10 protein-coding genes, 1 tRNA gene and 1 pseudogene are annotated in these 13,713 nt (G+C 56.6%); 6 read left to right on the top strand and 6 right to left on the bottom strand.

Features of this window, described 5'->3' with window-relative positions:
* Positions 1-371 precede the first annotated feature (371 nt).
* From VM99_12675 to VM99_12655, 5 genes and pseudogenes are all read right to left on the bottom strand, one after another.
* Positions 372-2,369, bottom strand: a pseudogene (locus VM99_12675) (hypothetical protein).
* A gap of 546 nt (positions 2,370-2,915) precedes the next feature.
* Positions 2,916-3,896, bottom strand: coding sequence for an integrase (locus VM99_12670; protein AKJ98878.1), 981 nt, complete (start codon positions 3,894-3,896; stop codon positions 2,916-2,918).
* Between the two features lie 288 nt (positions 3,897-4,184).
* Positions 4,185-4,460 (bottom strand): hypothetical protein, encoded by a 276-nt coding sequence (locus VM99_12665; GenBank protein ID AKJ98877.1) that lies wholly within the window; start codon positions 4,458-4,460, stop codon positions 4,185-4,187.
* A 424-nt stretch (positions 4,461-4,884) separates the two neighbouring features.
* On the bottom strand, positions 4,885-6,213 hold the full coding sequence (locus VM99_12660) for an integrase (GenBank protein ID AKJ98876.1): 1,329 nt from the start codon (positions 6,211-6,213) through the stop codon (positions 4,885-4,887).
* Between the two features lie 163 nt (positions 6,214-6,376).
* Positions 6,377-6,461, bottom strand: a tRNA-Leu gene (locus VM99_12655).
* Between the two features lie 108 nt (positions 6,462-6,569).
* On the opposite strand from VM99_12655, the gene VM99_12650 reads away from it, so the two are divergent.
* The 6 genes from VM99_12650 (at position 6,570) to VM99_12625 (ending at position 12,650) form a co-directional block, all read left to right on the top strand.
* Entirely contained in the window at positions 6,570-7,619 is a 1,050-nt protein-coding gene (locus VM99_12650; protein ID AKJ98875.1) for an S-adenosylmethionine tRNA ribosyltransferase, read from the top strand.
* A complete protein-coding gene (gene tgt, locus VM99_12645) occupies positions 7,616-8,749 on the top strand; it encodes a queuine tRNA-ribosyltransferase (protein AKJ98874.1) in 1,134 nt (377 codons plus the stop codon). The genes VM99_12650 and tgt overlap by 4 nt, the downstream gene beginning before the upstream one ends.
* Positions 8,750-8,792: 43 nt before the next feature.
* A complete protein-coding gene (locus VM99_12640; GenBank protein ID AKJ98873.1) occupies positions 8,793-9,128 on the top strand; it encodes a preprotein translocase subunit YajC in 336 nt (111 codons plus the stop codon).
* Between the two features lie 65 nt (positions 9,129-9,193).
* Entirely contained in the window at positions 9,194-11,062 is a 1,869-nt protein-coding gene (secD, locus tag VM99_12635) for a preprotein translocase subunit SecD (protein ID AKJ98872.1), read from the top strand.
* Positions 11,063-11,071: 9 nt separating this feature from the next.
* Positions 11,072-11,986 carry a preprotein translocase subunit SecF gene (locus VM99_12630; GenBank protein ID AKJ98871.1) on the top strand — a complete coding sequence of 305 codons (915 nt, stop codon included), beginning with the start codon at positions 11,072-11,074 and terminating at the stop codon, positions 11,984-11,986.
* Positions 11,987-12,101: 115 nt separating this feature from the next.
* Positions 12,102-12,650 carry an outer membrane lipoprotein gene (locus tag VM99_12625; protein ID AKJ98870.1) on the top strand — a complete coding sequence of 183 codons (549 nt, stop codon included), beginning with the start codon at positions 12,102-12,104 and terminating at the stop codon, positions 12,648-12,650.
* Between the two features lie 233 nt (positions 12,651-12,883).
* Here VM99_12625 and VM99_12620 read toward each other — a convergent pair whose 3' ends face one another.
* Complete coding sequence (locus tag VM99_12620) at positions 12,884-13,702, bottom strand: inositol monophosphatase (GenBank protein AKJ98869.1); 819 nt, start codon at positions 13,700-13,702, stop codon at positions 12,884-12,886.
* Positions 13,703-13,713 lie beyond the last annotated feature (11 nt).

The raw sequence follows: 13,713 nt of genomic DNA, 5'->3' as shown, positions 1-13,713 counted from the left end.
CCATAAATCGCTCTGACCTGATGGTCGTATCTCGGGCAACTCGATCGAACCAATAAACGTTGGACATAAGCATCATAGAGCCCACCATCTGGGCTTAATATCTTCAATGTACTAGTCGTTATCGGCTCTGTTGGTTGTTCAATCTGACCGATAAAATTTATAACTTTATCAGCTAGTCGAGACAAGTTGGCAGGGTCTCGGTTGTTATCCAAAATCATACGATCTAACGATTTAATAAGATTTCTGGCTGTGGCGAAGTGATGCTGAGACTTTTCGAATGTTTTCAGTAATTGGTAGTCTATAGGAATCAAACTTAAATGATTAAAAGCATTGTTCCATGGGTAGTTGATGATTCCTTGATTACGATGCTGTGCTGTAACCAATTCTCGCCATCTCGAACCACTGTCTGTGACTAACACTGAGCCAGTGACCTGTGCCACAAACAGTGCCATTTCATAATTTGGGCCCATCCTAAATTGGAAAAACTGACCGCCTTTACCAACGCCCAACTGTTGCAGCATCATCAGTGGCGAGCTTTCTGCGCTTTCTTCCAATTCGGAGACGACGTCGTTTGCATTTGCTTCAGATAACCCAAACTGATGAATTAGTAGTTGTATTTTTGCTTCTCTTGGCATCATTGCTATCGAGTTTAGCAAGTCCTCGGTCGCCAATCTGAAGTGTAATCGCTGATCTTGTTCGGTGATTATATCTGTAGTGCGGGTTTCAGATCGGGCGCTAGCCATTTCCATCATGGCGCTCATTAAATCGAGGTCAAACTCAGTTGGGTTAGGGATGAGATTTACCAAGCCGAGACGAATAAAAGGCTCCATCTCAAGCATAAAAAGAAAATCCTTTAATGCCTGATATTTGTATTTCTCTGGTGCTTTAATTGGGCTGAATTCTGGTTTAACATTATTAGGGTTGGTTATTGGGGTTTCTATTAAAAGCTCGTCAAATACAGATGCCATAGGCAACGCATGTGCACCAATAACTCGAACGTCTAATGCTCCCGTATAAAGCCCTCGAAATTTCCCATCGGACTTAGGTAGCAACGAGTAAATGTCGGTTTCACGAGGCCATAATACAGAATAAAATTCATAAATTTGTGATATCTGATTGTCAGATAGTTCTCGCCTGACATCCACCCAGGTTTTACCGCTGTCCAGGCCAAGAACATCGCGAATGCAGTTACAAAAAGCTAGGTTTCGTTCTCTAATGCTTGCCACGCTCCAGGTTGTTCTAAGCTCAATAGGAGTATTTCGACAGCAATTCTTATACTTTCGACCACTGCCGCAACCGCAGAAATCGTTACGCCCAATCAGAGCCTCGTTAATACTCTTATTCAAATATTCGTTTGGTGGTGTTGTCCGACCAAACGCATCCTGATAGTGGACGGAGCCATTATCAAATTGGGCATACATTTCACCACCGAATTTATGAAGTTTGTTTTTTGGTGGTAATAGTACGTGCCGTATGTCAGCCCAGTCACAAGTGACTTGATTTTCAGGGTGAAGCCATTCCTCTTTACCAGCAGCTACAGATGAGTTGGCTCTGCTCTTGATGACGTGATTAATTTGGACAACCTCACCCGCTGTTAGCTTGCGAGAGTTAACAAACTCAATGGTGTTGACCATGCTTTGACGAACACGGATGGCATTGGTTCGTTGCTCAAGTGGATTAACGTCATCAGGGGCTCGCGCGTATTCAAGGTTTGTTAGAATCAGGCAGCGGTTCTTGTCTAGCGGAAATATTGTCTGCGAGCCCTTTAATGCTACATCCGGATCATTGGGGTGCTCGCACAACTTTGACTCGGGAGAACATGCGTAGTTGTAAATCGTGACGGGATGGTCGGAAACGATAAATTTAATGTCAGAGTTCTCAGCAGACACTAGTTCCCGGACGCCCTCTGCCCATAAAGTGCAGTGTATTGAGCGTAACGACTGCATCTCCATCATGAGTTGCAATTGACTTAGCTCTGGGTATTTACTCTTAATCCACTCCAAACCTTTAGGGGTTCGGAGCTTTTGTGCATCAAGATAAATGAATAGGTTTTGAAAGTTATGGTGCCATTGCGATTGGTCGTCAGTCAAAAATGCTCGAACAGCTTTTGAACCATTATCATCAATAGGTCCGAAAAGTTTCTGCTCAATATCGTCATTAATTTCAGTGCCGAAGAATGTCGAATAGAGGTCTATTTTATAGAATTGTTGAGCGGACGTATGCCATCTCTTGGAATAGACCGTCTTGGCTTTACCATTTTTCAGATCGATATCTCGGCGCGTAAGATAGCAGAGTTGGTTATCTCGAGCATCCATAAAGCCTTTTTGATACCATTGCGCAACAAAATGATTATCTCTGGTTTTGTTCATTGTATTCGCCGTAACTATCAGAAAGTTTTATTCATTTGAGGAGAGCATCGAAAACTTGGGAAGACCTCTGGTGTGTCTCCGCCATGACCTATGTTCTTAATATCTTCCCTAATTGGTCGTGCCAACTGAGCACACATGATGATCGTCCTCAAAGTGATTGCTTTATGCTAGCAGTGCGTCAACACGGTGGTGGAGAAGGAGCAACATTTTTGCCTCAACACCCTGAATTGGCTTTACCTGAAGCGCCTGTTTTTGGCCGTTTTCTGACCTTCGCTTAGGGGGTGAACTGCCAGGATTTTCCTAGACGATGAGTGAGTAATTGCATGGTCAGCAAATAGTAATAGCGCGTCGATTCAGTGCGCTGGTTTAGATGGTGATTCAAAAACCATGCAAGGTGTTTTCTCTGCCAAGTCCATGGATTGTCGCATTGCCAGCGCTCAGCGATCGCTGTTTGGATAGTCTTCGCCTGACGCAGGTGGCGTTGGCGTGTGGTGTGTGACCCGGTCAAGACGCCCGCCAGGAACAACTCCATATCGAATGGCTCACTCATGCTCGACCACCAATGTAAGCCGATACCACATCGATACGACCGTGTCCGAGTTCATCGCTGATTTGCACTCGTGCATCCTTATCTAGCCGTCGGTCGAGCTGATAGCAACGGCCACCGTTGACGGGCGCGGGATGATGGGTGATTTGCTCATAGCGCTCGCAAGCATAGGCCGCCCGCAATTCGTGGAAGCCTTTGAGGTTGTGCTTATGGAGGATGTCCCGTGCGGGTCGCACGATTCGCTGTTGGAAATCGAGGTAGCTTTCGTTCGGTGCAAGCAGGTTGCGACTACCGTCGGGCGAGATCTGTTCGGCAAACCTCAGTGCGTCACGAATATGATCATCTGCCGTAATCCAGCGAGGTGCCGAGGCACCTGAACGGCCACCTTTGGTGCCATCCTGGATGTTGAACTTGCCGTACTGTTCGGCCTCACGTTTTAGGCGTGGTAGGTCGGCCAAAATGGCCTCGCGTAAGCGCATGCCTGTGGCTCGGGCCAGCTGCACGATGGCAGCCGCGCGCGGCAGTTGGTATTCGCAGAGCGCCTCGACGATCCGCTTCACCTGTTCACGATCCTGGCCTTGCGGGGTTGCTGTGCGGACGGTTGTGCGCTGCAGTCCTAAAGCCTTGCTCGGACTCGACACCTTCACATACTGATCACCTCTCAGCGCGGCCATGGTCCGATTCACACTGGATAATCGGTTTTGCGCAGTCGCGATAGCGAGCTCGCCTTGTTCAACTTGCTGGCGCAGATACCCGGCGTAGTCCAGCAAGGTCTGCCGATCAATTTGTCGCGCATCGTTAAACCCTGGTCCATCCTCCGACCGACACCAGCGTACAAACGCCTGCCAGCGATCACTGTGCGCCTTGACCGTGCCGTAATGCCCACCGCCGAACATGTCTTTCAACGCCTGCGGCCCGGCGTAGCTCAATTGCCTGCCATAGCCAAAATTGCGCCCATCCCGTTTACCGACCAGCGCCATGATCAAACTCCTCTCGAAGTCAAAACGTTGAAGCTTTTCCCCACGTCATCCCGCCAAGAATGTTGAGTGTTATCAGGGATCAAGGCCCCTGCGACCTGTGAGGGGTGTCCACTAACGCGGGACTGTCGGCTCTTTACGACCGGGAGCTTGGGCATCTCATGATCTGGCCTCCTGAACACCGTTACCGGTGGGCGGGTGGAGGCTGCACTGGCTGACGAGACCAGTGCCGCGAGATCCTGAGTCAGGTGAAGGCAGTGAAGCGATGACCGGGGCATGCCTGACTGTCAGTCAGGTGCAGTCCATTCCGTAGGCTGCGGCACCATCATCTGCATCGCCGTTGCTGGTGACTTCGGTGTTTGTCACGCCGATTGTCACGAGGGGAAATGCCGCAAAGCCTTGTACGAGATGGGCTGCAGCAGCGGTAGGAGCGCCCGTCTCTTTCCGGAAGAAAGAGACGGGCGCAGGTTGGCGCAATGAAATGGCCAAGCGGATAGGTTGCTGCAGGGCAGCTACGAAGGGGTGTGAGTTGCCGCAGTGGGCACTCTGGTAGAAGTAGGCATCCATCACATCGCTGTGACTGTGCGAGCCGCCGGACGCTCATCGCACTTTGGGAGAACCACCACGGTGTGGCGTAGCCTTAAAGGTTCTGGCTACCTGAGTTGCTGTCAACGACAGCGCTTTGCCCGATCTTTTTTACGCCTGTGGATAATTCGGGTCAAGGCTCGAATTATCCGGAGTTCTGCGGCGGTGGGTGAAATTATCCACCGGTGGAAATCAGTAGTTTTCCACAGACAGCTGTATGGGCTTTAGATTTTTTAAGTGAGGTCCATCCAAGCAGGGCGGCTTTGCAGCCCTGTTTGGATGGACCCGCGTGGAAGGCTGGGCTGTGGAGATCTCACCGACTTACCAATGTTGGAATGCGCCACGGTAGTTTTGCAAGGCGATGATGTTGTCGTCGATCGGGTCGAATTGGTGAGGCGTCACGTGATCACTGAGTCGCCGTTGAGTCTGTCTCGATAGGCAACTTTTGGAGGTGATCATCTTTGTGTGCATGGGATGCTGTTAGAAGCGGTGCAGAAGGGCGTGCGAGGAACTGATTCACGCGAGTATCAAATTGATCGCGAAGGTTGGCTGTAATGCCTTCTTTGAGGGCGTCGAGATAGTCTGCATACCACTGCATCATGATCCGACGTTGCGGCAGGTATAGGGCTTGATTGTACTCGCCAGAGATGCCGCCCTCGACGTGAGCCAGCTGGCTTTCGACATGGTCCTTCAGCCAGCCATGTTCGCGCAGCAGCGTGCTTGCGGTATGACGAGTGCCATGGCTGACGAGTCGTCCTTTGTAGCCGATCTTGGCGAACACCAGGTTGATCGTGTTTTCACTGATGACTGGCTGCTTTTCACCATTGCCTGGGAATAGATACCGACTGCGGCCAGTGCTTTGGTTCAGTTTGGTAAGCATGGCGATCAACTGATGAGGTAGAGGGCTGACGTAGTCTCTGCGCATCTTCATGCGGGCGGCGGGGATGGTCCATATCCCTTCCTCAAAATCGATTTCCTCCCATTTTGCGTAGCGAACCATGCCGGGGCGGCTCGCTGTCAGAATTGTCATCCATGATGCAATCCTCGCTGGTAGCCGGCTGGTGGTCTTGCTTAAGGCCCGGAGAAACTCAGGTAGTTCGTGTTCGTGCAGATGTGGGTAGTGTTGAGTGGGCGGTGGGGCTATCGCAATGGCATGGAGTTCGGAGGCTGGATTGTGTTCGCACAGGCCGCGTGCAATGGCTTGACTGAAAATCTGTTTCAGCCAGGTCCGGGTCTTGTCCGCAACATTGAAGGCGCCTCGTTTTTCGATGCAGGCCTGCAGTTTTGCGCAGTCGCTTCGCGTGATGAGCTCCAGTTGCTTCTCGCCGAGAGCGGGCAGTAGATCCTTATCGAGATAGTCGCGGATCTTCTTCAGCGTCGCGCTGCTGCGGCCGGAGTCCGATTTGAATTGGTACCAGTACTCCGCGGCTCGCCTGAAGGTGTTGAGCCCGGCCTCCTGCTGTCGCAGTTTGTCATCGCGGCGTTTGGCGCCGGGGTTGGTGCCTTGCTTGAGTAGGTTGCGGCATTCTGCAGCTCGTTCACGGGCTTCCTGCAAGGAGATATGCGGATACACACCCAGTGACATGCGCGCCGCCCGCCCCTGATAGGTGTACCGGAAGTGCCAATACTTGCTGCCGTTGGGTTTCACCAGCAAGGCAAGACCCGAACTATCACTCAACGTGAACGGTCTGTCGGCAGGCTTGGACGCTTTGATTTGCAAGGCGGTCAATGGCATCGCTGTACACCTCCGGTTCTCGAACTGGAATATGTACAGAAAATGTACCAAAAAGAGGCTGGCTTGCAAGAGATGGGGGTGGAACCCCAGAGACCAAAAAGCCCGCAGTTAGCGGGCTTTAGGGGTGTTACGTAGACGCTGGTAGTCGTCTATGTACTGCAAATGGTGCCCCGAGGGAGACTCGAACTCCCACTCCTTTCGAAAACGGATTTTGAATCCGCCGCGTCTACCAATTCCGCCATCAGGGCTCAATGGCGGCGAAGTATAGAGAGGTGCCTACCGTTGGTCAATCACGTTTCATGGTCAATTTTCGATATTTCCGCTAGACTTTCCGGCCCTGCTAGACGAACCCCATCATGCGTGTTGCTGACTTTACCTTCGAACTCCCGGATTCGCTGATCGCTCGCCACCCTCTGGCCGAGCGTCGCGCCAGTCGACTGTTGACCCTGGATGGGGTCAGCGGAGCCATGGCTCACCGTCAATTCACTGATTTGCTTGAGCATTTACGCCCAGGCGACTTGATGGTGTTCAACAATACCCGGGTGATTCCGGCACGGTTGTTTGGCCAGAAAGCCTCCGGCGGCAAGCTGGAGATTCTGGTGGAGCGGGTGCTCGACAGTCACCGGGTGCTGGCCCATGTGCGCTCCAGCAAGTCGCCCAAGCCGGGTTCGTCGATCCTGATCGACGGTGGCGGCGAGGCGGTGATGGTGGCGCGGCATGACGCGTTGTTCGAGCTGGAATTTGCCGAAGAAGTGCTGCCGCTGCTCGACCGCGTCGGGCACATGCCGTTGCCTCCTTATATAGATCGCCCCGACGAAGGTTCGGACCGCGAACGCTACCAGACCGTGTACGCCGAGCGCCTGGGGGCGGTGGCGGCGCCGACGGCGGGGTTGCATTTCGACCAGCCGTTGCTGGAGGCGATTGCCGCCAAAGGCGTCGAGACCACGTTCGTGACACTGCACGTGGGTGCCGGCACATTCCAGCCGGTGCGGGTGGAGCGCATCGAAGACCACCACATGCACAGCGAATGGCTCGAAGTGAGCCAGGACGTGGTCGACGCCGTGGCGGCCTGTCGCGCCCGCGGTGGCCGGGTGGTGGCGGTGGGGACCACCAGCGTGCGTTCCCTGGAAAGCGCCGCCCGCGATGGCGTGCTCAAGCCGTTCAGTGGCGACACCGACATCTTCATCTACCCGGGCCGGCCGTTCCATGTGGTCGATGCCCTGGTCACCAATTTCCATTTGCCCGAATCCACGCTGTTGATGCTGGTTTCGGCGTTCGCCGGTTATCCCGAAGCCATGGCCGCCTATAAGGCCGCCGTCGAGCAGGGTTACCGCTTTTTCAGCTACGGTGATGCGATGTTCATCACCCGTAACCCCGCGCCCCGCGGGCCCGAGGAAACCGTATGAGTCGCACCTGTCGCATGTCCTTCGAGTTGCTGGCCACCGATGGCAAGGCACGTCGCGGTCGTCTGACCTTCCCTCGTGGCACGGTGGAAACCCCGGCGTTCATGCCCGTGGGCACCTATGGCACGGTCAAGGGCATGCTGCCGCGCGACATCGAGGCGATTGGCGCTGAAATCATCCTCGGTAACACCTTCCACCTGTGGCTGCGCCCGGGCATGGAAGTGATCAAGGCCCACGGCGATCTGCACGATTTCATGCAGTGGAAAGGCCCGATCCTGACCGACTCCGGCGGCTTCCAGGTGTTCAGCCTGGGCGCCATGCGCAAGATCAAGGAGGAGGGCGTGACCTTCGCCTCGCCGGTGGACGGTTCCAAGGTGTTCATGGGCCCGGAAGAATCCATGCAGGTGCAGCGCGACCTGGGCTCGGACATCGTGATGATCTTCGACGAATGCACGCCGTACCCGGCCGATGAAGACGTTGCGCGGGTGTCCATGGAGCTGTCGTTGCGCTGGGCCCAGCGCTCCAAGAACGCCCATGGCGACAACACGGCGGCGCTGTTCGGCATCGTCCAGGGCGGCATGCACCAGGACCTGCGCATGCGTTCGCTCGAAGGCCTCGACAAGATCGGCTTCGACGGCCTGGCCATCGGCGGGCTGTCGGTGGGCGAACCCAAGCACGAAATGATCAAGGTGCTCGATTACCTGCCGGGCCAGATGCCCGCTGACAAACCTCGTTACCTTATGGGCGTTGGCAAACCGGAAGATCTGGTTGAGGGTGTGCGCCGCGGGGTGGACATGTTCGATTGCGTGATGCCAACCCGTAATGCCCGCAATGGGCATCTGTTCGTCGACACGGGTGTGCTGAAGATCCGTAACGCGTTTCATCGCCATGATGATTCGCCGCTGGATCCGACCTGCGACTGCTACACGTGCCAGAACTTCTCCCGCGCTTATCTGCATCATTTGGACAAGTGCGGCGAAATGCTCGGTAGCATGCTGAATACGATCCACAATTTGCGCCATTACCAGGTGCTTATGGCTGGTTTGCGCGAGGCTATTCAACAGGGTACATTGGCCGCCTTTGTCGAGGCCTTCTATGCCAAGCGCGGGTTGCCTGTTCCGCCCTTGGACTGAGTTTTCCGATCCTAAGATTCAATACTTGCAACTGGAGTGCTAAATGAGCTTTTTTATCTCTAACGCCATGGCTGATGCCGCTGCTCCCGCAGCCGCGCCTATGGGTGGCGGTTTCGAGTGGATTTTCCTGGTCGGCTTCCTGGTTATCTTCTACCTGATGATCTGGCGTCCACAGGCCAAGCGCGCCAAAGAGCAGAAGAACCTGCTCGGCAGCTTGCAGAAGGGCGACGAAGTGGTCACCACCGGCGGTATCGCTGGCAAGATCACCAAAGTGGCGGATGATTTCGTGGTACTGGAAGTGTCCGACACTGTTGAAATGAAGTTCCAGAAGGGCGCTATCGCGGCCACGCTGCCAAAAGGCACGCTGAAAGCGATCTAAGGTTTCAAACTTCTCTTCAATCGACGGGGCGCGCAAGGCGCCCCGCGTCATAAGCGGGCGGCGTGATGCTGAACAAATACCCTCTGTGGAAATATGTACTGATCCTGGCGGTGCTGGCGATCGGTCTGATTTATTCCGCTCCCAATCTCTACCCGGATGACCCGGCCATTCAGGTCAGTGGCGCAAGCACGGCCCTGCAGGTCACCCAGGCGGATCTGGATCGTGCGAGCGAAGCGCTCAAGGCTTCCGGTATCGAGGTCAAGGCTTCGTCGGTTGCCAGCGGTGGCAAGGGCGGCCTGTTGCGCCTGGTCAAGGCCGAAGATCAATTGCCGGCCAAGGACGTGGTGCGCAAGGCGCTCGGCGATGATTACGTCGTAGCCCTGAACCTGGCCCAGACCACCCCGCAATGGCTGCGCAAACTCGGCGCGCACCCCATGAAGCTGGGTCTGGACTTGTCCGGCGGTGTGCACTTCCTGCTGGAAGTGGACATGGAAAAAGCCCTCGACGCGCGGATGAAAGTCTACGAAGGCGACGTCAAGAGCCTGTTGCGTAAGGAGCGCGTGCGCTATCGCAGCCTGCCAGCGTTCAACGGTGCCATTCAGCTGGGCTTCAGTGATGAAGATACCCGCGAGCAGGCCCGTGCACTGATCCGCAAGACCTTCAACGATTTCGACATCGTACCGGCCGACCTCAATGGTCAGGCGGTGCTGCGTCTGGCGATGACCCCGGCCAAGCTGGCGGAAATCCGCGAATACTCCATCAAGCAGAACTTGACCACCGTGCGTAACCGGGTCAACGAGCTGGGTGTGGCCGAGCCGATCGTGCAGCGCCAGGGCGCCAACCGCATCGTGGTCGAGCTGCCGGGTGTGCAGGACACCGCCGAAGCCAAGCGTATCCTCGGCAAGACCGCCAACCTGGAATTCCGCCTCGGTGCCGAGCCGGGCGCGTCCAAGGCCACTTCCGAGAGCTTCGAGTTCCGCGAGGGCAACCGTCCACCGGCGCAGATTGAGCGTGGCCTGATCATCACCGGTGACCAGGTGACCGACGCCAAGGCGAGCTTCGACGAGCACGGTCGTCCGCAGGTGAACATCCACCTCGACGGCCACGGTGGCGAACTGATGAGCCGCGCCACGCGCAGCAACGTCGGCCGTAGCATGGCGGTGATCTTCATCGAGCAGAAGCCGATCACCACCTACACCAAGCAAGTGGTAAACGGCGTCGAGAAAGACGTCGCCGTGCAGGCCTTCAAGGAAGAGAAGAAGATCATCAGCCTGGCGACCATCCAGTCGCCGCTGGGCAGCCAATTCCGCATCACCGGCCTGAACGGCCAGGGTGAGGCCTCGGAACTGGCCCTGCTGCTGCGTGCCGGTGGCCTGGCCGCGCCGATGTACTTCGCTGAAGAGCGCACCATCGGCCCGAGCCTGGGTGCCGACAACATCACCAAGGGTATCGACGCCTCGCTGTGGGGCATGCTGTTCGTGTCGCTGTTCATCATCGCCATCTACCGCTTCTTCGGCATCATTGCCACGGTCGCGCTGGCGGTGAACATGGTGATGCTGTTGGCCCTGATGTCGCTGCTGGGGGCTACGCTGACCCTGCCGGGCATCGCCGGTATCGTATTGACCATGGGCATGGCGGTGGACGCCAACGTGCTGATCTTCTCGCGGATACGTGAAGAGATCGCCGCGGGCATGTCGATCCAGCGGGCAATCAACGAAGGCTTCGGCCGGGCATTCACCGCGATTCTCGACGCCAACCTGACCACGTTGCTGGTCGGCGGGATTCTCTTCGCCATGGGCACTGGCCCGGTCAAGGGCTTCGCAGTGACCATGTCCCTCGGGATCTTTACCTCGATGTTCACGGCCATCATGGTGACCCGCGCAATGGTCAACCTGATCTTTGGCGGTCGTGACTTCAAGAAGTTGTGGATTTAAGGGGCTGCCATGTTACGTACAATCAACTTCATGGGCGTTCGCAACGTTGCGTTCGGCGTCACATTGTTTCTTACCGTACTGGCGTTGTTCAGCTGGGCCACCAAGGGCCTGAACTACGGCCTGGACTTCACTGGCGGTACGCTCATCGAGCTGACCTACGAGCGTCCGGCCGACGTCACCAAGGTGCGTGAGCAACTGGCGACCTCGGGCTACGGCGAAGCCATCGTGCAGAGCTTCGGTGCGACCACCGACCTGCTGGTGCGCATGCCGGGCGAAGACCCGCAACTGGGTCACCAGGTTGCCGAAGCCTTGCAGAAGGCCGGTGGCGACAACCCGGCGCAGGTCAAGCGCGTCGAGTTCGTCGGCCCGCAGGTGGGTGAAGAGCTGCGCGACCAGGGCGGCCTCGGCATGCTGATGGCGCTGGGTGGCATCCTGATCTACCTGGCCTTCCGCTTTCAGTGGAAGTTCGCGGTGGGCGCCATCGTCTCGCTGATCCACGACGTGATCGTGACCGTGGGCATCCTGTCGTTCTTCCAGATCACCTTCGACCTGACGGTGCTGGCGGCGGTGCTGGCGATCATCGGTTACTCGCTCAACGACACCATCGTGGTGTTCGACCGGGTGCGTGAGAACTTCCGCGTGCTGCGCAAGGCCTCCTTGATCGAGAACATCAACATCTCGACCACCCAGACCCTGCTGCGGACCATGGCGACGTCGATCTCCACGCTGCTGGCGATCGCCGCGCTGCTGTTCTTTGGTGGCGATAACCTGTTTGGTTTCTCCATCGCGCTGTTCGTCGGTGTACTGGCGGGTACCTACTCGTCGATCTACATCGCCAACGTGGTGCTGATCTGGCTGAACCTGAGCACCGAGGACCTCATTCCTCCAGCGGCCACCGAAACGGAAGTGGACGACCGCCCATAAGGCTTGTCCCCGTCCGTCACGACCGAAAAGGCGCGAGTTGAACTCGCGCCTTTTTTTATGCTCCAAGGCTGGGAGAAGCGCGGATTATTCCGCTTGTGATGGTCAGGAGGTTCAAGTGAACAAATCGATGCTGGTTGGTGCGGTATTGGGTGCTGTCGGTGTGACTGCCGGTGGTGCGGTCGCGACCTACAGCTTGGTAAAAAGTGGCCCTGAGTATGCGCAAGTATTGGCCGTGGAACCGGTCAAGACCCAGATCAAGACCCCGCGTGAAGTGTGCAAGGACGTCACCGTAACCCGGCAGAAGCCGGTCCAGGACCAGCACCAGATCGCCGGCACCGTGATCGGCGCCCTGGCCGGTGGCCTGCTGGGCAACCAGGTGGGCGGCGGCACCGGCAAGAAAATCGCCACCGTGGCCGGCGCGGCCGGCGGCGGCTATGCCGGTAACAAGATTCAGGAAGGCATGCAGGAGCGTGACACGTACACCACGACGCAAACCCGCTGCAATACCGTCAACGACATCAGTGACAAGGTCGTCGGCTACGACGTGCGCTACATGCTCGACGGCAAGGAAGGCAAAGTCCGTATGGATCGCGACCCGGGCAACCAGATCCCGGTGAGCAAGGAAGGCCAACTGATCCTGGGCCAGAACGAACCGGCCCAGTAATTCGGAAGAATTGAAAAAGCACCCTTCGGGGTGCTTTTTTTACGCCGTATTCCTGACCCACCCCAATCCCGTGTGGGAGCGGGCTTGCCCGCGAAGGCGGTGGAACAGCTTGCATCCATGTCCAATGAGACATTGTCTTCACGGGCAAGCCCGCTCCCACAGGATCTGCCTCATCCATAAAACCGAGGCACAAAAAAAGCACCCCGAAGGGTGCTTTTCTGTGGCTGTGTCGCTTAGCGTTTCAGCGAAGCCGGCAGGTGTGGCTGGATAGCCGTCAGCACCGCCTTGAAGCATTTGGTGTTGCCCGCCACGATGTGGCCTTTTTCGAGGAAGTCGTGGCCGCCGGTGAAGTCGCTCACCAAGCCACCAGCTTCCTGGATCAGCAGGGCGCCTGCGGCCATGTCCCACTCGGACAGGCCCGACTCCCAGAATGCATCGAAACGGCCGGCGGCTACATAGGCCAGGTCCAGGCTGGCGGCGCCAGCGCGGCGGATGCCGGCGGTCTGGCCGACCAGGGCGCGGAACATGCCCAGGTAGTTGTCCAGGTTGTCCATTTGGTCATCGCGGAACGGGAAGCCAGTGCCCAGCAGGGCGCCGTCCAGGCTGGTGCGACCACTGACGCGCAGGCGACGACCGTTCAACTGGGCGCCACGGCCACGGCTGGCGGTGAATTCTTCCTGGCGAACCGGGTCCAGCACGACAGCGTGTTCCAGGCGGCCACGGTATTTGCAGGCGATGCTGACAGCAAAGTGAGGAATGCCGCGCAGGAAGTTGGTGGTGCCGTCCAGTGGGTCGATGATCCACAGGTACTCTTCGCCTTCGATGCCGGTGCCGGCGTGCATGCCGGTCTCTTCACCCAGGATCGAGTGGTTCGGGTAAGCCTTGCGCAGGGCGTCGACGATCTTCTGTTCGGCGGCGCGATCCACCTCGGACACGTAGTCCTTGGCGTCTTTTTCGTCGACCTTGATGGTATCCAGGCGCTCGATGGAGCGGAAGATCAGTTCACTGGCGCTGCGGGCGGCGCGCAGCGCGATATTCAGCATGGGCTGCATGGATGTGTCAC

Origin of the sequence: Pseudomonas chlororaphis (assembly GCA_001023535.1) — a bacterium.
Taxonomy (GTDB): Bacteria; Pseudomonadota; Gammaproteobacteria; order Pseudomonadales; family Pseudomonadaceae; genus Aquipseudomonas; species Aquipseudomonas chlororaphis_E.
The sequence above is the reverse complement of the archived record's forward strand: the minus strand, read 5'-3'. Positions and strand labels throughout refer to the sequence as shown.

What these genes read in the sequence shown, in the direction of transcription:
- VM99_12670 (AKJ98878.1), bottom strand. Translation starts at nt 3,896, where the DNA reads ATGGCGCTGGTCGGTAAACGGGATGGGCGCAATTTTGGCTATGGCAGG.
- VM99_12665 (AKJ98877.1), bottom strand. Translation starts at nt 4,460, where the DNA reads ATGGATGCCTACTTCTACCAGAGTGCCCACTGCGGCAACTCACACCCC.
- VM99_12660 (AKJ98876.1), bottom strand. Translation starts at nt 6,213, where the DNA reads ATGCCATTGACCGCCTTGCAAATCAAAGCGTCCAAGCCTGCCGACAGA.
- VM99_12650 (AKJ98875.1), top strand. Translation starts at nt 6,570, where the DNA reads ATGCGTGTTGCTGACTTTACCTTCGAACTCCCGGATTCGCTGATCGCT.
- tgt (AKJ98874.1), top strand. Translation starts at nt 7,616, where the DNA reads ATGAGTCGCACCTGTCGCATGTCCTTCGAGTTGCTGGCCACCGATGGC.
- VM99_12640 (AKJ98873.1), top strand. Translation starts at nt 8,793, where the DNA reads ATGAGCTTTTTTATCTCTAACGCCATGGCTGATGCCGCTGCTCCCGCA.
- secD (AKJ98872.1), top strand. Translation starts at nt 9,194, where the DNA reads ATGCTGAACAAATACCCTCTGTGGAAATATGTACTGATCCTGGCGGTG.
- VM99_12630 (AKJ98871.1), top strand. Translation starts at nt 11,072, where the DNA reads ATGTTACGTACAATCAACTTCATGGGCGTTCGCAACGTTGCGTTCGGC.
- VM99_12620 (AKJ98869.1), bottom strand. Translation starts at nt 13,702, where the DNA reads ATGCAGCCCATGCTGAATATCGCGCTGCGCGCCGCCCGCAGCGCCAGT.